Origin of the sequence: Thalassospira profundimaris, from assembly GCF_003326675.1 — a bacterium.
In the GTDB taxonomy this organism is placed as follows: Bacteria; Pseudomonadota; Alphaproteobacteria; order Rhodospirillales; family Thalassospiraceae; genus Thalassospira; species Thalassospira aquimaris.
Genome location: NZ_JPWF01000023.1, coordinates 23,459 through 43,135, shown reverse-complemented (window position 1 = coordinate 43,135; position 19,677 = coordinate 23,459). Strand labels below are relative to the sequence as shown.

At 55.8% G+C, this 19,677-nt stretch carries 17 protein-coding genes; all 17 read right to left on the bottom strand.

The window, feature by feature from the left end:
* Positions 1-220 (bottom strand): dienelactone hydrolase family protein (locus TH19_RS23180; protein WP_181846509.1); only part of this gene is annotated, 220 nt, incomplete at its 3' end.
* Between the two features lie 281 nt (positions 221-501).
* Positions 502-1,656, bottom strand: a complete 1,155-nt coding sequence (locus tag TH19_RS21225) for an iron-containing alcohol dehydrogenase (RefSeq protein WP_114104364.1) — start codon at positions 1,654-1,656, stop codon at positions 502-504.
* 21 nt (positions 1,657-1,677) lie between these two features.
* Positions 1,678-3,153, bottom strand: coding sequence for an NAD-dependent succinate-semialdehyde dehydrogenase (locus TH19_RS21220; RefSeq protein ID WP_181846508.1), 1,476 nt, complete (start codon positions 3,151-3,153; stop codon positions 1,678-1,680).
* A gap of 15 nt (positions 3,154-3,168) precedes the next feature.
* Positions 3,169-4,323 (bottom strand): iron-containing alcohol dehydrogenase, encoded by a 1,155-nt coding sequence (locus TH19_RS21215; protein ID WP_114104363.1) that lies wholly within the window; start codon positions 4,321-4,323, stop codon positions 3,169-3,171.
* Between the two features lie 23 nt (positions 4,324-4,346).
* A complete protein-coding gene (locus TH19_RS21210; RefSeq protein ID WP_114104362.1) occupies positions 4,347-5,009 on the bottom strand; it encodes an ATP-binding cassette domain-containing protein in 663 nt (220 codons plus the stop codon).
* The gene (locus TH19_RS21205; protein WP_114104361.1) at positions 5,006-5,782 is read right to left on the bottom strand and encodes an ABC transporter ATP-binding protein; all 777 of its coding nucleotides are present in this window, start codon (positions 5,780-5,782) and stop codon (positions 5,006-5,008) included. Before TH19_RS21205 ends, TH19_RS21210 begins: the two co-directional genes overlap by 4 nt.
* Positions 5,779-6,726 carry a branched-chain amino acid ABC transporter permease gene (locus TH19_RS21200; protein ID WP_114104360.1) on the bottom strand — a complete coding sequence of 316 codons (948 nt, stop codon included), beginning with the start codon at positions 6,724-6,726 and terminating at the stop codon, positions 5,779-5,781. Before TH19_RS21200 ends, TH19_RS21205 begins: the two co-directional genes overlap by 4 nt.
* Position 6,727: 1 nt before the next feature.
* The gene (locus TH19_RS21195; RefSeq protein WP_114104365.1) at positions 6,728-7,627 is read right to left on the bottom strand and encodes a branched-chain amino acid ABC transporter permease; all 900 of its coding nucleotides are present in this window, start codon (positions 7,625-7,627) and stop codon (positions 6,728-6,730) included.
* 78 nt (positions 7,628-7,705) lie between these two features.
* Entirely contained in the window at positions 7,706-9,019 is a 1,314-nt protein-coding gene (locus TH19_RS21190; RefSeq protein ID WP_114104359.1) for an ABC transporter substrate-binding protein, read from the bottom strand.
* A gap of 22 nt (positions 9,020-9,041) precedes the next feature.
* The gene (locus TH19_RS21185) at positions 9,042-10,379 is read right to left on the bottom strand and encodes an ABC transporter substrate-binding protein (protein WP_114104358.1); all 1,338 of its coding nucleotides are present in this window, start codon (positions 10,377-10,379) and stop codon (positions 9,042-9,044) included.
* Positions 10,380-10,620: 241 nt separating this feature from the next.
* Positions 10,621-11,994, bottom strand: coding sequence for a sigma-54-dependent transcriptional regulator (locus TH19_RS21180; protein ID WP_114104357.1), 1,374 nt, complete (start codon positions 11,992-11,994; stop codon positions 10,621-10,623).
* Positions 11,957-13,717, bottom strand: a complete 1,761-nt coding sequence (locus TH19_RS21175; RefSeq protein ID WP_114104356.1) for a sensor histidine kinase — start codon at positions 13,715-13,717, stop codon at positions 11,957-11,959. Before TH19_RS21175 ends, TH19_RS21180 begins: the two co-directional genes overlap by 38 nt.
* Positions 13,718-13,891: 174 nt before the next feature.
* Positions 13,892-15,439 carry a TRAP transporter large permease gene (locus TH19_RS21170; protein WP_114104355.1) on the bottom strand — a complete coding sequence of 516 codons (1,548 nt, stop codon included), beginning with the start codon at positions 15,437-15,439 and terminating at the stop codon, positions 13,892-13,894.
* Positions 15,439-15,960 carry a TRAP transporter small permease subunit gene (locus tag TH19_RS21165; protein WP_114104354.1) on the bottom strand — a complete coding sequence of 174 codons (522 nt, stop codon included), beginning with the start codon at positions 15,958-15,960 and terminating at the stop codon, positions 15,439-15,441. The genes TH19_RS21170 and TH19_RS21165 overlap by 1 nt, the downstream gene beginning before the upstream one ends.
* Before the next feature lie 66 nt (positions 15,961-16,026).
* On the bottom strand, positions 16,027-17,121 hold the full coding sequence (locus tag TH19_RS21160) for a TRAP transporter substrate-binding protein (protein ID WP_114104353.1): 1,095 nt from the start codon (positions 17,119-17,121) through the stop codon (positions 16,027-16,029).
* A gap of 79 nt (positions 17,122-17,200) precedes the next feature.
* Positions 17,201-18,877, bottom strand: a complete 1,677-nt coding sequence (hutU, locus tag TH19_RS21155; protein WP_114104352.1) for a urocanate hydratase — start codon at positions 18,875-18,877, stop codon at positions 17,201-17,203.
* Positions 18,874-19,677, bottom strand: coding sequence for an N-formylglutamate deformylase (hutG, locus tag TH19_RS21150; protein WP_114104351.1), 804 nt, complete (start codon positions 19,675-19,677; stop codon positions 18,874-18,876). Before hutG ends, hutU begins: the two co-directional genes overlap by 4 nt.

The following is a 19,677-nucleotide window of genomic DNA, read 5'->3' as shown; positions in this document are numbered from 1 at the left end:
GATCAAACGGAACAACCGCATCGCGTTCCTGTCGGTCAAACAGAGCCGGGATTGCAACCTCATAGCCAAGGGCCGCATATTTGGCAGCAACACCTTTAAGCTGGTCGGTAACCCCAAAGATTTCCTGAAGGATAACAATCCCGCCACGGCGTTCGCCAACGGCCGGTTCAAACCAGCAATTCAGCGAATGGCTGTCCGATGCGGTAATGGTCTTCATCATATCAAAATGTTCCTGTCGTTTGGTGCAAACCGGTTTTGCACACACAGGACATCGCGCACCAGATGGTGGTCGTTGCCGATAATCATTCGGTTGTCCTGAATGCGATCGCGAGTAAAACCGATTTGGTCGACTGTTTACAACAGGACTTAATATAGGTCTGAACTGGAAAACGGCTTTATCCATCTTTGTCATTGTTCAGAGCGTTAAACAAACCGGCGGCCAAGCGACCAAGCAAGCCGCCGGTTTGTGCGTAAGGGTGTAAAGTCAAACACCCTTCGGGATCAGTAGACCTGGCGATAAATCGCTTCGATGTCGCTTGCCGTCATGTCGCGCGGATTGCTTTCAATCAGGCGATAGATTTTGCCAAAGACTTCCTCGGCCATTTCCGACAGGGACTCTTCGGTAACGCCAAGATCGCGCAGGCGGGTTTCAAGGCCGCTGGCCGGAACCATTTCCTCGATCCGGCGAACAAAGGCCTCGGCGGCTTCTTCTTCGGATGCGAAATCACAATCCTCGATCAGGCACGGGGCCAGTTCGGCGTAAAGTTTACCTGCTGCGGGCAGGTTAAAGCGCAACACCTGTGCCATGACCAATGCGTTGGCATGGCCATGCGGAATATGGAATCGTGCACCCAGCGGATAGGCCAGACCATGAATGGCGGCAACCGATGCATTGGCAAAGGCCATCCCGGCAATCAATGACCCCTGAAGCATTGCCGAACGTGCTTCCTTGTCGCCCGGATTTTCAATCACCTTCATCAGGTTCTTGCCCAAAAGCGACAAGGCCGTCACCGCCATGCCATCGGCAATCGGGTTCTTGCGCGTCCGACTGGTATAGCCTTCGATGGCGTGAACCATCGCGTCAAGCCCGGTTGCCGCCGTTACCTTTTGCGGTAGCCCATAGGTCAGCTCCGCATCAAGAAGGGCGATATCAGGCATCAGTTGCGGGGTGTAAACAACCTGTTTGAGGTTGTTGTTGTCGGTAATCACCGACACCCATGTGACTTCCGATCCGGTCCCGGCGGTGGTCGGAATCTGGATCAAGGGCAAACGATCACCCGTGGCCTTGTCGATCCCGTAGATGCCTTCGATGGTCTGATCGCTGTTGGCAAGCAAGGCGACAAGTTTGGCACTATCAAGCGAACTGCCGCCGCCAAGACCGATCACGCCGTCGGCCTTCCAGTTCTTGGCTCCGTCAATCGCCTGCTGGACGATATTCTGGGGCGGGTCGGCCTGCACATCGGCAAAAATTTGCACGGCGATGCCGGCTGCTTCAAGTGATTGCTGCACCTTGTCGGCATAGCCCAGTGTGACAATGCCCGGATCGCACACAACGGTGACGCGGGTTGCGCCTAGTTCTTTCATCAGGGTGCCGGTTTTGGCAATGCCACCAGCCTCGCAAACGATGCGCGGGACACTACGAAACATGAAACTCATGGTGGGGCTCCTCGTTGCCGGTCAGTTGGCTTTCCCGGCGAGACCGCCGAGGCACATATATTTAATCTCGACAAAATCATCGATGCCGTATTTCGATCCTTCACGACCGATGCCCGACTCTTTCACGCCGCCAAACGGGGCAGATTCCGTGGAAATGATCCCTTCATTGATCCCGACAATGCCGTATTCCAGGGCTTCGCCAACGCGCCAGATGCGACCAATGTCACGGGCATAGAAATAAGCCGCCAGGCCAAAGGGCGTGTCATTGGCCATGCGAATAGCCTCGGCCTCGTCACTGAATTTGAACAGCGGTGCAACCGGACCAAAGATTTCCTCGGAGAAAATCCGCATTTCTGCCGTGACACCGGTCAGAATGGTCGGGCTAAAGAAATTGCTGCCCGGTTTGGCGCGTTCACCCCCCAGAACAGCTTTGGCGCCGTGGCTGATCGCGTCATTGACAAGGGTCTCGACCTTTTCAATCGCCTTTGTGTTGATCAGCGGCCCCTGGGTCACGCCGTCTTCGGTGCCCTGACCAACGCGGAGTTTGGCAACCGCGGCTGCCAGTTTTTCGGCAAAGGCATCATAAACGCCTTCCTGAACCAGAATGCGGTTCGCACAAACACAGGTCTGACCGGCATTGCGGTATTTCGATGCGATGGCACCGGCAACGGCTTCATCAAGGTCGGCATCGTCAAAGACGATAAAGGGTGCATTGCCGCCAAGCTCCAGGCTGACCTTTTTGACGGTATCGGCACATTGACGCATCAAAAGTTTGCCGACCTGGGTCGATCCGGTAAAGGACAGCTTGCGCACAATCGGATTGGCGGTCAGTTCATTACCGATATCCGCGCCATGCGATGCGGTGACGACGTTGATCACACCATCGGGGAAACCTGCACGCTTTGCCAGTTCGGCAAGGGCAAGGGCGGTCAAAGGTGTGTCTTCTGCCGGCTTGATGACAACCGTGCAACCCGCGGCAATCGCCGGGGCACATTTGCGGGTGATCATCGCCATCGGGAAGTTCCAGGGCGTAATCGCGGCGACAACACCAATCGGCTGTTTGACGGTGATGATACGCTTGTCTGCGCCGTGTGACGGAATGACATCGCCATAAATGCGTTTGCCTTCTTCGGCAAACCATTCAAGGAAGGACGCGCCATAGGCCACTTCACCACGTGCTTCGGCAAGGGGCTTACCCTGTTCACGGGTCATCAGCAAGGCAAGGTCTTCCTGTGCTGCCATGCAAAGGTCAAACCATTTGCGCAAAATATTGGCCCGTTCCTTGGCGGTCTTTGCCCGCCATGCCGGAAGGGCGGCGTTGGCGGCATCAATGGCCGTGCGGGTTTCCGCCGCCCCCATATCAGGGACATCGGCAAGATGTTCGCCAGTAGCCGGATCGGTCACGGCAAAGGTTTTGCCAGCGTCGGCTGATACCCATTTGCCATTGATATGACCAAGGGTTTGCCAAAGACCGGCATCATTGAGTTCAATCGTCATGGGGCTATCCTGTGGTTACAGCACGGCGGCATAGATGTCGCGTGCGGACTCAAAGGTCATTTCGCGCGGGTTGTTGATCAAAAGGCGTTCGACCTTCATTGCATCGGTCGCCAGCATGTCGAGATCGGCCTCGGTGACGCCAAGATCACGCAGCTGACGGGTAAAGGGCATGCGTTCAACCATGTCGGTTATATAGTCGATGAAACGATCACAGGCGGCATCATCATCGGCAAACCGTTCGCCCGGCAGAACCGCACGGGCCAGTTCGGCATATTGCGGACAGGCCGCATCGCGGTTGAATTTCAGAACCTCGATCAAGACAAGCGCGTTGCTGTGACCGTGTGGAACATGGAAATGCCCGCCCAGCGGATAGGCCAGCGCATGGACAGCGGCGACCGGGGCATTGGCGAATGCCATGCCAGCCATCATTGATCCCTGAAGCATGGCTTCGCGGGCTTCGCGGGACGGGTTTGCCGACACCGCATCATCGATATGGGCGGTCATCAACTGCATGCCGCGAATGGCCAAGCCATCAGACAGCGCGTTTTTTTTGTGCTTGGTCGTATAGGCCTCGATGGCATGAACCATCGCATCAATACCGGTCATTGCGGTGATTGATGCCGGAAGGCCCATGGTCAATTTGGCATCCAGCAATGCAACATCCGGGTACAGAAGCGGCGAGACAACGCCTTTCTTTTCCTGGGTCGGGGTGGTGACGATGGAAATCGGGGTCACTTCCGATCCGGTGCCCGCCGTGGTCGGAACCTGAATAAGCGGCAATCGTGGGCCACTTGCCAGACCGATCCCGTAGATTGCATCAAGTTGCTGTGGATTACCGCACAGCAACGCCACCAGCTTGGCGGTATCCATCGATGATCCGCCACCAAGGCCGATAATGATATCAGCACCAAAATCCTGTGCGCCTTTGACGGCCTCAAGGATGGTGCTTTCGGGTGGATCGGCTTCAACCCGTGTCCACAACAGGGTATCGATCCCGGCATCAATCAGGGCCTGATAGGGGGCGTCAATCAACCCGACTTGCTTCAAGCCCGGATCGGTGATGAGAACGGCGCGCTTCGCGCCGAACTCGTTACACAGGCTGCCCAACTGAAGTGCGCCATCAAATTCGCAGATGACGCGGGGCGTGGTTTCAAATGTAAAATCTGACATGGTGATCCTCGCGTTGGCCGGGCTTATGCGGGTTGGGTGTCGGATGGGGAAACAGTGCCGCGTTCGATGCGATAGCTGCCTGTCACCAGATCGGCGGAGTGGGTGTCATCTGATTCAGAAATCAGGACGCACAGACCACTGCTGCCAAGATTGGAAATAACCTCGGACAGGCGGCGCGACAGAACCGGCGCAACACCTTCGAACGGTTCATCCAAAAGCAGCAACTTCCGGCCCGGCATCAAGGCACGACCAAGGGCCACCAGCTTTTGCTGACCACCGGAAAGCTGCAAGGCACGACGGGCGCGGAACTGGGCAATTTCCGGAAGCAGGTCATAAACCCATTCCAGACGTTCCTTGGCGTCCGCAATGCCGTTGGTCCAGGCCGGAAGGAGAATGTTTTCCTCGACCGTCAGGGACGGGATCAGGCGGCGGTCTTCGGGCATGTAGCTGATGCCGCCTTTGGCGCGACCGAAATCCGCCGTCTTGCGCAAATCCTTGCCATCAAAGGTGATCGAACCGTCATCGGCATCAAGCAATCCCATGATGGCGCGCATCAGGGTGGTTTTGCCCGCGCCGTTATGCCCGATCAGACCAAACATCTGTCCCGATGGAACGGTCAGGGAAACATCACGCAGGATCGGAATATTGCCGATCGACACATTCAGTTTTTTGATTTCCAGCGTCATGATGCGCCATTCCCTTTCTTGTGGGTGGGACGATGGCCGGTGACCAAATCGCGCACGCGCTCATCGGCCAGAACGGCGGATGGCTGGCCGTCGGCGATGATCTCGCCGCTATAGAATGCCAGAACGCGCGACACGTAACGTTCAACCACATCCATGTCATGTTCAACAAACAGCACTGTTACACCATGTTGGCGGACCGCATTCATCACGGTATCCATCAAACCGGTTTTTTCATCCATACTGACGCCACTGGTCGGTTCATCAAGCAACAGCATCTGCGGATTGCCGATCAGGGCCATGGCGATATCAACCAGTTTGCGTGCGCCTTGGGGCACCGCTGTAACCATTGAATCGCGATAGTTTTCGACACCGAATTCGCGCAGGATGTCTTCGGCCCGTGCAACGCGTTTGTCACTGCGAAGCGGGCTTAGGAAACTCGGACGCGGGCTTTCAGCCGCGGCAAGGGCAACGATCAGGTTATCGAGGACTGTCATTTCAGGAAACAATTGTGCAACTTGAAATGATCGCGCCATGCCCGCACGGGTGATTGCACGCGGCGAGTGACCAAGGATCGACTTGCCGTTAAACAGGATTTCGCCACGGGTCGGTTTCAGATAACCGGTCACCATATTGATGAAGGTTGTCTTGCCCGCACCGTTTGATCCGATAACGCCAACGATCTCGCCTTTGGCAATGCGGACATCAAGGTCCTTTGCGGCGATGACCGCACCAAATTCCTTGTTCAGCGATTTGGTTTCAAGAATGACAGTCATGCCCGTTCTCCTGCTTTTTTACGCGATACCAGGCTCCAGAGGCCTTTGGGCAGGAAGACGATGACGCCCAAAAGGGTAAAGCCGAGGATCATCTGCCATGTATGGGGAACCAGTTCGATGGCATAGGTCCGCACGACCGAGAAAACCACAGCGGCAATAAACGGTGCCGCGACATGACCGAGGCCACCCAGAAGCGCGATAAAGATGAATTCGCCAGACGTGGTCCAATAGGCCATTTCCGGATCAACATGCCCGGTGGCAAGGGCGGTCAGGCCGCCGCCAAGGGCGGAAACCGCGGCCGCACTGACATAGTTGCCATACAGCAACCAGCGCGGCGAAAGACCAAGATATTCAACGCGGACTTCGTTTTCGCGAACGGCTTCGCAAATGACGCCGATCCCGGCCTTGGTGTAACGATGGATCAGAACGGCAATCATCAGACCGGCCAGAACGGTCAGGGTAAAGACCGTGTGCTGGCTGCTTTCACCACCGTCCGGGGCCCAGCCAAAGATTGTCCAGTTATGAACGTTAAAGCCGTCCGTACTGCCCAGTCCCGGGCTTTTGACCAGAATGCCAAACAGGATCATCGAAAAGGCCAGTGACAGCATCGCAAAGAAGATGTCGCGATAGCGTGTCAGCAACAGCCCCAGCACCATCGCAACCGCAATGGCAACCAGCATGCCAAGTGACAGGGCCGCAATCGCATCATGGATGCCAAAGAACTGGCCGCCCATGCCGACGGTATAACCACCGATGCAGTAAAACAGGCCCTGACCAAACGATACCAGACCCGAACGCATCTGCATGACCACGCCCTGTACGACAAGCGCCTTGGCAAAGGCGATGGTCAAAAGGAAGATCAGCCAGCCGGGCGACACAAACCCGAACAGCACACAGGCAATCGCAACTGCCGCAAGCGAGATTTCAGTTTTATCAAAACGCATGTCAGATTTTCCTCGCCAAAGTACGGCCAAACAGGCCTTCGGGGCGGAACGCCAGAACCAGCGACATCACGCCGTAAATGACGAAAAGTTCAAACTCGGGGGCATAGTGAACGGCCGCAGCACGGCTTAGCCCGACAAGCAGCGCGCCAACAGCGGCACCGCCGATACTGCCAAGTCCGCCAATAACGACCACGGCAAAGGCCAGAACAATGACTTCGATCCCGATGCCCGGCACAACTGAAATGGCCGGCGCCGTCAGCGCACCGGCAAGTGCGCCAAGGATGGTTCCGATGACAAAGGTGATGGTGAACATCAGGCGGACATTCACGCCCATCGCAACCGCGATTTCGCGGTCATGGATCACGGCGCGCAATACCTTGCCGGTATTGGTCCGTTCAAGCAGTCCCCACAAGACAAGGCCGATGACTGCCGAAACGCCGACCAGTGACAGGTCGTAGTTCGAGACCTTCAGTAATCCCAGGGACGTTCGGCCAAGCTCTGAATAGGGCTGATAGGCGAAATACGGGTTAACCCCCCAGACGATTTTCATCGTGTCTTCAAGGATCAACAAAAGCGCATAGGTTATGATCACCATCAGGATTTCGTCGCGGCCATACATCAGGCGCAGCAATCCGCGTTCAATGATCACGCCAACAATCAGTCCGGCAAGCAGTGCCGCACCAACCAGCAAAAGATAACTGATCCAGGCCGGGCCAATACCGTTATTGAAATACCAGCCGACAAGGGACGCCGCAGAATAGGCACCAATGGCATAGAAACTGCCATGGGCCATATTCAGGATGCGCATCACCCCGTAAATCACGGTCAGGCCAGCGGCCACGAGAAACAGCCACGATGCATAGATCGAGCCATCAATCAGGACGGCAAGAAGACTTGTCATCACAAATATCCAGTGTGCAGGGAAAAGGGCGGGCATCCCGCAAAGGAGATGCCCGCATCGCAGGAAGATTGCGTGCGCTTAGTTACACTGAGCGCCCGGGAAACCCTGGGCAATCCAGTCTGCGGCAGAAACACCTTCTGGCGGGGTTACGCATTCGCCAGAGAACGCGACGGAATTGACGATGGACGCCTTGCCGTCTTCGTAGTGGTATTCGCCATAAGCAATGCCCTGCATGGCCTGATGACCGTTGCCGCGTGCCATTTCAACCGTACCTGAAACTGACGGGAAAGAAGCACCCTTCAGGCCAGCGGCAAGCTGATCGGCGGTCGGGATTGCCTTGTCGGCAACTCCGGCATTTTCAGCAGCGAATTTCAGGCCAAGGATTGCCTGTGCCATCTTGGTTGCCGGATAAACCGGATCAAGATCATAGGCCGCGTTATAGGCACCCTTGAACCAGGTGTTCAGGTCGTTTTCCGGGGCGAATGCGCCGAACGGGCCACGTGCGCCGATGATCATGCCATTGGGTGCCTGATCCTTATAGGTCGCAAGGCTTGCTTCGCCACAGGTCAGAAGACCGGTTGCATCTTCAAGCAGACCACGGGCATTTGCCTGAAGAACCAGTGCTTCCATGTCGCCACCCCAGAAGGAGCTGTGAACGATTTCCGGACGCTTGACCGATAGGGCAGAGATTTCTGCGCCGTACTGGCCCTGATAGATTTTCGGGAACTGTTCTTCGACGACTTCAGATTCCGGAAGCAGTTTCGCCGCAGCAGCGGTGAAGTCTGCCCAGCTGTCCTGACCCCAGGAATAGTTCTGCTGGATGCCCGAAAGACGTGCGACGTCCGGACGGGTTGCGGCGAGGTAACGAACAGCGCCGATATTGTCGACAGATGCGTCAAGACCGGTACGGAACATGTATTGTGCATCGCTGTTTTCAACAAACAGGCGGGAGGTCCCGCAATCATATGCGATGGTGAAGGTTTTCAGTTCTTCGGCAACCGGTGCAACAGCAAGGCAATCACCCGAAGAAACATAGCCGATAACGGCATCAACTTTCTGACGCTGGACAAGGTTGCGGTATTCTTCGACCTGCTTGGTTGCGCCACCGGCCTCATCAATGATGACGGCTTCGATTTCGGCACCATTGATACCGATCTTGTTGTACGGCGCAGGCAGTTCGCCCTTGTTCAATGCTTCAACAAGAACCTTGGCGGCATTGGCAGACGGAACACCAAACGGACCGGCCGCAGGACCGGACAGGAAGGTTACAATGCCGACGCGGAATTTGCCGTTTTCGGCTGCGGATGCACCCGATGCAAGGCCGGCAGTCAGGGCAAGGGCAGCGACGCCCGAAACCAGATATTTGCTGAAAGTTGTTTTATTATTCTTCACGTTTTCCTCCCTTGGGAAAGGTCTATGGAGTTGGCGGTGGAACAGCCTCCGACCCGCCGGCCACGGCATCGCGGCGGCGTTTGACCATCTCTTTTGACGGTTTGAGGTCTTCGGCGTCGTAGATCGCCCAATTCCCCACCATCAGCTTTGATGGCGGAAAATCTTCGTTATGGACGACCGTGCCCACGGCTTGCGCCTGGACAATCTGGTGAGTGTCGGGATCGATATAGGATGCAAAACCCGGCGGATCTTCGGGAAGGGCCAGTTGCAATCCTTCGAGTGCCTTGATCAGTGCCCGGCTGTCATTCGAACCGCCCGCCTTTTCGATGGCGCGTGCAATCGCGATGATGCCGGTATAGGCACCCTCGGCGGCATAGGTCGGATAACGGCCGGTCAGGTCATGGAACTGTGCGACAAATCGTTTGTTCCGCCCCGTTTCGGGCCAGTTATTGTGGTGGCGTGCCGACAGGATCAGACCGGGATAGGGCTGATCACCAAGCGCCATCATCACATCGTAATTGGCACCGGTATCGAAATTGGCCAGACGGATATTTTCAAAGAAGCGGGTGGTTGATGCCTGTTTGATAAAGGCAATGAAATCCCCACCCCAAAGTGCGGTCACAACGACATCGGGTTTGGCCGACTGCAGGGCGTTGATGTAAATCGAATAGTCCGGCTCATACAGCTTGGGCCACAGCGCGCTGACGGTTTCATATTCAACGCCAAGCCCGTCAAGGGCGAGCTGCAAATCGGTCCAGGAAACATGCCCGTAATCATAATCGGGACCGACAAAGGCAAGACGTTTCCAGCCGGTCTGTTTTTGCAGATCGCGCAAATACCGCGCACCTGCGGCCATGCTGGTCCAGCTGTCATTGGTGACGCGGAAGTAATAGTCGTGACCGGCCTCGATGCTTAGTCGGGATGATGCGTGATCGGTTCCGACCATGATAATCTTGTCGTTCCGGGCAAGGTCGCTGACCGCGTGGGCAACGCCTGATGAAACGATCCCGCAAAAGAATCGGGCGTTATCCTTGGCAACGAAATCCTGGGCCAGTCGCACCGCATAGGACGCCTTTGATCGCGGATCATCGGCGATGACACGCAGTTTCGGCGGCGTTAATCCTGCTTTGGCTTCGGCGGCCAGATCATCCAGTGCGATTTGAATGCCGACAATGCTGTCGCGACCATAAGTCGCTGAGCGACCGGTCATCGGGTACAAACAGCCGATCACCGCATCAGCTTCGTCCGCCGATGCGCCCAGCTCAAAACGTTCGGCCTGTGCGCCTTGGGCGACAAGCAATGTGAACGCGACAACAATAATGGTGATGCACCCGGAAACCGGGCGTGTGAGCATCTCCATGATGTATCCTCCCTACGAATGGTTGTTCCATTCGTGTTTGTACCTTTGTCGGTGTAATTGGCAAAGGCTGTGCCAACTGATCGGCAAAATGAAAAAGGCAGGGAGATCGCGGCTTTGCGCCAAAGATGCGCGGTTGGCGCGCGCGCTATGAGCGCGCGTATGAGCGGTTGGCGCTCCAAAAAGAAAAAGCCATTGAGCGGTTTTCGCTCAATGGCTTTGCATGTGGCTTAATGCCGGCAGGTTATTGAAGGCCCAGCCTTTGCAACCTGCGTTTCAGGGCATGACGGGAAATACCAAGGATTTCGGCGGCCCGGCCCTTATGCCCGTCCGCCTGATCAAGCGCATCACGCACAAGATTGCGTTCGGTCGTATCAAGGCGATCTTGCAATTGTGGCCCGTTTGAATGGGCGTCCTGCGGGGCATGGCTTTCGCCGGTTATCTCGGCCTCATGAAATTCAGCCGGTAAAAGTTCGGGCGAGATCGTCTTGGCCGGATACAGAATGGTCAGCCGTTCAATCAGGTTTTTAAGTTCCCGAACATTGCCGCGCCACCGATGGGCAAGCAGAATATCCAAGGTTTCCGGTGCAAAATTGATCGGATGGCATCCTTCGGCCTTGGCCTGTTTGTCGGCGAAATGTTCGACCAGTTTGATGATGTCTTCACCACGGGCCCGAAGAGACGGGATATCAATGGTGATGACATTAAGACGGTAAAACAGGTCTTCGCGGAAATTGCCCAGACGAACTTCTTCGGCAAGGTCGCGGTTGGTTGCGGCAATCACCCGCACATCTGCCGATGCCGAATGTTCGCTGCCAACCGGGCGATAATCGCCATTTTCAAGGAAATGCAGGAACTTCGCCTGAAGTGCCAGGGGAAGTTCCCCGATTTCATCCAGAAACAGGCTGCCGCCATCGGCCAGTTTGACAAGTCCGGTGCGTTTTTGATGCGCCCCGGTATAGGATCCTTTTTCCGCGCCAAAAAGCTCGGACTCAATAAGTTGTTCGGGCAAGGCGGCGCAATTGACCTCGATAAAGGCACGCGATGATCGCGGGCTTTCGCCATGGATGGCGCGGGCGACCAGTGCCTTGCCGGTCCCGGACTCTCCAAGCAAAAGAATACGGCTGGCACTGCTTTGCGCGACACGGTCGATGGTGGTGCGCAATTCGCTCATGGCGGCGCAATCACCGATCAGTCCGTTGGCCGGAACATCGCGCTTGCGATGATATTCCAGCTCAAGCGCGGTCTGGTTCTGATCAATGACGCTGTTGATCGTATGGATCAGTTCATCAAGCTCGAACGGTTTGCTGAGATAATCCGCAGCACCAAGTTTGACGGCCTTGACCGCCGCACGGGTATCGCCATGTGCGGAAATCATGATCACGGGCACATCGATATCAAGATTGCGGATGCTGTTAAGCACCTCCATGCCATCCGCACCGGGAAGGCGCAGATCAAGCAGGATGATATCGAACTGGTTTTTCCGAACTTCGAGAAAGGCATCTTCGCCGGAATGAACGCCGGTGACGTCCATGCCTTCGGTCCTGAGCGCAAAGCTCAGGGAACGAACGAATGATTCCTCATCGTCGACGATCAGTAATCTGATCCTCTTGGACATATTCGGGGTCTTCCTCCTCGGTAGTTCCGGCTTTTGCAGCCGGGAACTTCAGTGTGATTGTCGTGCCCTCTTGCGGGGCACTTTCAATATGGATTTTACCGTGATTGGCCTCGACCAGCTGTTGACTGATCGTAAGGCCAAGGCCGGTTCCTTTGCTTTTCATGGTAAAAAATGGCTGAACCACGTCAAGCAAATGCTGTTTGGGGATGCCCGCGCCATCGTCGGTAACGCGGATTTCGACCCATTCCTCGTTCTGTTCGGCGCGCAGGCCAACCGTGCCGCCCGCGTCGCAGGCCTGAATGGCATTGATGCCAAGATTAAGCAACACCTGCAAAACCTGATCCGGATCGATATAAAGCTTAAGACCGGAATCGCCGCTTGTGTAAAACCGGATATTGGCATCCTTGGCAATCGGTTCGAGAACCCGCGATGATTGACGGAACAGATCGCGAATTTCGGTATTTTGCGGCGCAGCCTCGCCCGGGCGGCCATACGCCAAAAGATCATTCACCACCCGCGACAGACGATCAATCTGATGGCCCATGTCATCAAGAAGGACCTTGCGTTCAACATCCTGTTCCTGACGGGTCAGGGCCTGAACCGTGGTCTTCATGGTGGCAAGCGGGTTGCGGACCTCGTGGGCGACACCGGTGGCAAACTGCCCCAGAACGGCAAGTTTTTCGGCCCGTACGGTTCGATCAATCAGGTCCTTAAGCTGCCAGGCCATGGTGTTGAAAGCCTTGGCAACCGTGCTGATCTCGTCACGTCTGCGCCCTTCGGGCAGCCGATAGTAAAGATCACCCGATGCAATGCTGTGCGCACCCTGCACCAGCGTATCAACCCGTCGGCGCAGGCTGCGCGACAGGGCAAAAAAGATCGCCAGAATGACCACGATGATCAAGGTTGCCGTGACATAAAGCCAGAACCGCGTCTGATCAATCGGCTGCAAAATGGTGCCGGGATGAACGCTCATGACAATGTTCCAGCCCGGAAGGATGCTGGGACCTTCAATCAGCTCGCCGGTAACCTCGGCCGGGCGTCCGGTCGGATCAAGAACAATGCCGCCCGGTGTACGCAAAAGTGGCTCAATAACCCCGGCCACCCCGGCACTGACCAGAAGCTCGGTCAGGGATGACAGACGGACATGAAGGGCCACTGACGTATTCTGACCAAACCCGGTATCGCGGATATGCTGGCGCATCAAAAGCCAGCCGGAATTGCCGTTTTCGGGCAATTGCGGTCCGATAAATTCGATGCCTTCATGCTCGACCCGTGGCAGGCCGCGAATATCCCATCCGGTCTTTGACCAGTATGGCGGGCCGGATGCCGCTTGCCCGGCGACCAGACGATCAAGATTGTCGTTCCAGTCAAAGAACAGCACGCCATAAAGATCGGGAGAATCCGCCTCGACCCGAAGCAGCGTCAGGGCTTCTTCGGCCTGCGGTGAATTGGGTGCATCAATAAAGGCTGGCAAAGCCGGGTGGTTTGAAAGTGTCACAAGCTGATAGATACGGGCGTCCAGAAATGCCGAAAGCTTGTTTGACGTTGCCGCGACCTGTGCGCTTAATCGTTCACCAGTCAGGCGGTCAATCAGTTCATTGGAAAAACGCTGATAAAAGAAGCTGAGTGCAACAAGCGCGCATACAACAACGCCGACCGATAACAATGTGTATCGGCCCACAAGGCTCAGACGCTGATTTCGTGACCAATGAAAACCGGACACAAACGGGCTCCCTTACGCTGAATGCTCAACGTTTGTTTTTTTATTATGACAGTTCTGACGCAAATGTTGCATGGCAGCAAGTCAAAGCTTGTTGTGGCTGGCTCCTGACCCGAACCGCACAACAAAAAACGCCCGCGGCGTACCGGGGCGTTTTTTGTTCGGCTTTGTCCGTGCTTAGAACACGACGCTTGGCAACCATCGCGCCAGTGACGGCCACAGCCAGATGACAAAAATGCCAAAGACCTGAAGCGCGATAAACGGCACCACACCCTTGTAAATCTGACCCGTCGTGATTTCCGGTGGGGCCGCGCTGCGCAGATAAAACAGCGAGAAGCCGAATGGCGGGGTCAGGAACGATGTCTGAAGGTTGATCGCAATCAGGATCGCCAGCCACACAGGGTCATGACCCATCATGATCAGACCCGGTGCAATCAGCGGCAACAGGATCACCGTGATTTCAACGAAATCAAGGAAGAAGCCGAGAATGAAAATCAGGGCCATACAGAACAGGAGCGCACCGGTCGGGCCACCTGGCATGGCTTCAAGGATTTCGGCTACATGGTCTTCACCGCCCAAACCGATAAACACCAGCGAGAACATGCTGGCCGTCAGAATGGTGGCAAAGATCATCGAGGTAACCGACATGGTCGATGTCAGGGCAGGCTTCAGGATATCGGATTTCCAAGCCTGACGCAGACAGGCAAGGATCGCACATACCCCGGTGATCGCAAGGATTACATAGACAACACCAAGGGCATAATCAAAGCCGGTCAAATCGCTGCGCTGGAAACGAACCGGCGCAATCCCGGCCATTACCGCGAGAATAAGAAGCGATGCGGTGCCCAGCAAAACCAGCTTGCGATTGGCCCCCTGACGGACACCGGCCATCAGGATTGCACCAATTGCGCCAACCGATGCTGCCTCGGTCGGGGTGGCAATGCCGCCAAGGATCGCACCAAGGACAGCAATGATCAGCAGGACAGGTGGTAGAATCGCACGGAAAATTTCACCGGCATTGGGGCGACCATCATCGCTTTGAACCGGCGGCATATCATCGGGGCGAAACACCCCGCGCAGCAGAATATAAAGGATGTAAATCGCCACCAGTGTCAGGCCGGGGATCAGCGCACCTGCAAAAATCTGACCAACCGAAATGGTTTCGATGGTGAATTTGCCCTGTTCATACTGTGCCTGCTGATAGGCCGACGACATGACGTCTGACAGAATGATCAAAAGGGTCGAAGGCGGAATAATCTGGCCCAGTGTACCGGCAGTACAGACAAGGCCCGATGCCAGTTTCGGGCTGTACCCCGTGCGCAACATGGTTGGCAGGGCAATCATGCCCATGGCAATCACGGTCGCCCCGACAATCCCGGTTGATGCGGCAAGTAACGCGCCAACAAGGACGACCGAAATGCCAAGGCCGCCACGCAACTGGCCGAACAGACGGCCCATGGTATGCAGCAAATCTTCGGCAATCCGCGACCGTTCAAGGATCACACCCATCACAACAAAAAGCGGAATGGCGATCAGGACGTCATTGGTCAGGGTTCCAAATACCCGCTGCCCGAATGCCCCCATCAGCCCGATATTCATCGCATCGGTGGCCCAGCCGATATAACCGAAAATGATTGCCACACCGGCAATCGAAAACGACACGGGAAAGCCCAAAAGGATGCAGCCCATCAGGGCGGCAAACATCAACAGATCAAGATATTCCATCAGCTTTGCGCACCCTGGTCTTCAACACCACTGCGCAGGGCAATGATCTGCCTGAGCAAACAGGCAACAGACTGAATAATCAAAAGAATACAAAATGCCGGGATCAGGGATTTCAAAAGCCACACGGCCGGGATACCGCCAACCGAAATCGCCCCTTCCATCATCGAGATCGAATTGATCACCGATGGCCATGTCCAGTATAGCAGGGCCAGCATCGAGGGTATGGCAAGGACGGCATAGCCAAAGACATCAATCGCCGCCTTGGTGCGGTTCTTGGCCCCGGCATAGAAAATATCAACGCGCACATGCCCGTCGACCAAAAGCGTATAACCCGCCCCCAGCATGAAAAGCCCGGAATGCAGGTACAGAACACTTTCATTCAGTGCGATTGAACTGAAGCCGAAAACATAGCGCAGTAAAACCACGGAAAATTGCAAAAGAACCATGATCAGCGCAAACCAGCGCACCGTCATCCCGGTCCAGTGGTTTACAAGATCAAGCCGGTCAGCAAGGCGTTGCATCACATCCCCCCGGATACGAAAGAACCGGGGCAAGGATGGTCATCCTTGCCCCGGGCATCATCTGTATCAGAAACCAAGTACCTTGGCGCGTGCATTCATCTGACCGTTATCGGCATAGGTCATGTAACCGCCGATCAGATCACGATATGCAACAAAGCTTTCGGTGACTTTGCGGGTCAGGGCGTCGTCGCTTTCACGAAGTTCTGCGATCACTTCGGCGGCTGCCTTGCCCATCGCGTCAACGACATCGTCTGGAAGCATGCGGACTTTGACGTCCTGCTCGGCAACCAGTTTCTGCAATGCCATTGCGTGCTTGGTTTCGTACTCGGTCCAGACTTCGTTATAAAGACTGTCACAAGCAAACTTGACGACGGCTTTCAGGTCGTCGGGAAGGTCGGCAAATGCCTTGGCGTTAACCGCGCATTCCTCGGCCGAGGACGGTTCGCCAACACCCGGCCAGTAATAGTTTTTGGCAACCTGATAGAAGCCAAGTGCGCTGTCGCTCCACGGGCCGATGAATTCACCGGCATCAAGTGCGCCGGACTGAAGGGCCTGGAACATGTCGCGACCGCCCATGGCCTGAACAGCCATACCCAGTTTCGAACACATTTCAGAAGCCAGACCAGTGGTGCGGAACTTAAGACCCTTAAGGTCGTCAACCGACTTGATCTCGTTACGGAACCAGCCAGCCCACTGCGGGCCGGAGTTGCCGCAAAGGAACGGCTTCAGACCGAACTGGCCATAGATTTCATCATACAGTTCCTGACCGCCACCATGGGTCAACCAGCCAACCTGCTCGTCTGCGCGCAGACCAAAAGGCTGTGAACCAAACAGAAGGATACCTTTGGATTTCGAACCCCAATAGGCCGGAACCGCGTGATAGATGTCTGCCGTACCTTCGGCAACCGCGTCAAACACACCGTTGCCCGGTACAAGTTCACCGGCTGCGTGCAGTTTGACCTCGATACGACCGCCCGAAAGGGTGGTGATGCGGTCTGCAAGTTTCTGTGCGGCAACCCCCGGCCCAGGCAAGTTTTTCGGCCATGCGGTAACCATGTTCCACTGGCGTTTGTCCTGTGCGATTGCCGGGGTGGCAAAGGTGGCAGCGGCCGCAGCACCAACGCCGGCAACACCGGCCGTCAGAAATTCACGTCTTTTCATGTTAAGAAGCCTCCTTGATTGAACCCTGATCAGGTTATGTCGGGGCAATCGTCATTGCCCCGATGTGAAAGTTTCAAACTTATTTGCCGAGAATACCGGGCAGGTTAAGCCCGTGTTCCCGTGCGCAATCCAGTGCGATGTCATATCCCGCATCGGCATGACGCATCACACCGGTTGCCGGATCGTTCCAAAGGACACGTTCGACCCTGCGTGCGGCATCTTCCGTGCCGTCACAACAAATCACCATGCCGGAATGCTGCGAGAAGCCCATTCCGACACCGCCGCCATGATGCAACGAGACCCAGGTGGCCCCCGACGCAGTATTGAGCAGCGCATTAAGCAACGGCCAGTCACTGACCGCATCCGAGCCATCTTTCATGGCTTCGGTTTCGCGGTTCGGGCTTGCGACCGATCCGCTGTCAAGGTGGTCACGACCGATCACCACCGGGGCTTTCAGTTCACCATTCTTGACCATTTCGTTGAATGCCAGACCCAGACGATGGCGCTGACCCAGACCAACCCAGCAGATACGCGCCGGAAGGCCCTGGAAGGAAATACGATCACGCGCCATATCCAGCCAGTTATGAAGATGCGGATCATCCGGGATCAGTTCCTTGACCTTCTGGTCGGTCTTGTAAATGTCTTCCGGGTCACCCGAAAGTGCTGCCCAGCGGAACGGGCCGATGCCCTTGCAGAACAGCGGACGGATATAGGCCGGAACAAAGCCCGGGAAAGCAAAGGCGTTTTCCAACCCTTCTTCAAGGGCCATCTGGCGGATGTTGTTGCCGTAATCAACTGTCGGAATACCGGCATCATGGAAGGCAACCATGGCTTCGACCTGAACGCGCATGGATGCACGGGCCGCCTTGGCAACCGCCTTGGGATCTGATTCCTGTTTTTCGCGCCATTCCGCAACGGTCCAGCCCTGTGGCAGGTAACCATGAACCGGGTCATGGGCCGATGTCTGGTCGGTGACGATATCGGGGCGAACGCCGCGTTTGACCAGTTCCGGGAAGACATCGGCAGCATTGCCGATCAGGGCAACCGATTTTGCCTCGCCCGCCTTGGTCCAGCGGTCGATCATCTCAAGTGCTTCGTCAAGGGAATGGGTTTTTTCGTCGACATAACGGGTACGCAGACGGAAATCGGCACGCGTTTCATCGCATTCAACAGCAAGGCAGCTTGCGCCGGCCATCACAGCCGCCAGCGGCTGTGCGCCACCCATGCCGCCAAGACCGCCGGTCAGAATCCATTTGCCCTTAAGGCTGCCGCCATAATGCTGGCGACCGGCCTCGACAAAGGTTTCATAGGTGCCCTGAACAATGCCCTGCGAACCGATATAAATCCACGAACCCGCCGTCATCTGGCCATACATTGCCAGACCTTTTTTATCGAGTTCGTTGAAATGGTCCCAGTTCGCCCAATGCGGCACAAGGTTGGAGTTCGCAATCAGAACACGCGGTGCATCCTTGTGGGTGCGGAAAACACCAACCGGCTTGCCCGATTGCACAAGCAGGGTCTGATCGTCTTCAAGTTCCTTGAGGCTGGCAACAATTTGATCGAAATCTTTCCAGGTACGTGCTGCCCGGCCAATGCCGCCATAAACCACCAACTCGTGCGGATTTTCGGCAACGTCGGGATGAAGGTTGTTCATCAGCATTCGCATCGGTGCTTCGGTCAGCCAGCTTTTTGCGGTGATTTCGGTCCCGATTGCCGGGTAAACATCGCGCTGATTGTGGCGGGGATTGTTGGTCATGACTTGCCTCTTAGTGCTGGGGCCAAATCGGCCAGTGTCTTTAGAATTTCGGTAAGATGCGTGCGCAGTTTTGCCGCACGGCTTTGGTCATAGGCCCAAGGTGCTTCTTCGGCCGAAAGATAGGTCGACTGTGCCAGTTCCATCTGGATGGCGTGCTGATTGATCTCCGGGCGACCGTAATGGCGGGTGGTCCAGCCACCTTTGAAACGCCCGTTCAAAACGGCACTATATCCCTCGGCCTGCGAACAGATTTCAGACGTAAGGGTCTCGATCATCGGATCACATGTTGTGCCCAGATTGGTGCCGATATTGAAATCGGGCAGGATGCCGTCAAACAGGAACGGGATGTTTGACCGGATTGAATGGCAATCATATAGGATTGCAACACCATGCTTGGCACGCACCCGTTCAAGTTCGGCTGCCAGTGCCGCGTGATAGGGCGCGTGGAAATTCGCGGCACGCTTGGCAACGTCTTCCTCGGTCGGGGCAACATCCCAGATGTTCTCGCCGTCAAAATCGGTCAGGGGCACAAGGGTCGTGGTGTTTTGACCGGGATACAGACTGATACCTTCGGGATCGCGGTTGGCATCAATCACATAGCGATGAAACGTTGCCCGAACCGTCGTGACATTATCTATCAGCCCGTCATACAGGGTATGGATGTGCCAGTCGGTATCGGCAAGCTCGCGCCCGCGATCATTCAGTTTGATGGCAATGTCTTCGGGAACATAGGTGCCTGTATGGGGCAGTCCCAGAACAATGGGGCCATCGCCGTGTTTGATTTCAACGGGATGGGTCAT

Bases quoted from the DNA above. Each gene is read 5' to 3' on its own strand.
- TH19_RS21225 (WP_114104364.1), bottom strand. From the start codon at position 1,656: ATGAGTTTCATGTTTCGTAGTGTCCCGCGCATCGTTTGCGAGGCTGGT.
- TH19_RS21220 (WP_181846508.1), bottom strand. From the start codon at position 3,153: ATGACGATTGAACTCAATGATGCCGGTCTTTGGCAAACCCTTGGTCAT.
- TH19_RS21215 (WP_114104363.1), bottom strand. From the start codon at position 4,323: ATGTCAGATTTTACATTTGAAACCACGCCCCGCGTCATCTGCGAATTT.
- TH19_RS21210 (WP_114104362.1), bottom strand. From the start codon at position 5,009: ATGACGCTGGAAATCAAAAAACTGAATGTGTCGATCGGCAATATTCCG.
- TH19_RS21205 (WP_114104361.1), bottom strand. From the start codon at position 5,782: ATGACTGTCATTCTTGAAACCAAATCGCTGAACAAGGAATTTGGTGCG.
- TH19_RS21200 (WP_114104360.1), bottom strand. From the start codon at position 6,726: ATGCGTTTTGATAAAACTGAAATCTCGCTTGCGGCAGTTGCGATTGCC.
- TH19_RS21195 (WP_114104365.1), bottom strand. From the start codon at position 7,627: ATGACAAGTCTTCTTGCCGTCCTGATTGATGGCTCGATCTATGCATCG.
- TH19_RS21185 (WP_114104358.1), bottom strand. From the start codon at position 10,379: ATGGAGATGCTCACACGCCCGGTTTCCGGGTGCATCACCATTATTGTT.
- TH19_RS21180 (WP_114104357.1), bottom strand. From the start codon at position 11,994: ATGTCCAAGAGGATCAGATTACTGATCGTCGACGATGAGGAATCATTC.
- TH19_RS21170 (WP_114104355.1), bottom strand. From the start codon at position 15,439: ATGGAATATCTTGATCTGTTGATGTTTGCCGCCCTGATGGGCTGCATC.
- TH19_RS21165 (WP_114104354.1), bottom strand. From the start codon at position 15,960: ATGCAACGCCTTGCTGACCGGCTTGATCTTGTAAACCACTGGACCGGG.
- TH19_RS21160 (WP_114104353.1), bottom strand. From the start codon at position 17,121: ATGAAAAGACGTGAATTTCTGACGGCCGGTGTTGCCGGCGTTGGTGCT.
- hutU (WP_114104352.1), bottom strand. From the start codon at position 18,877: ATGACCAACAATCCCCGCCACAATCAGCGCGATGTTTACCCGGCAATC.
- hutG (WP_114104351.1), bottom strand. From the start codon at position 19,677: ATGACCCATCCCGTTGAAATCAAACACGGCGATGGCCCCATTGTTCTG.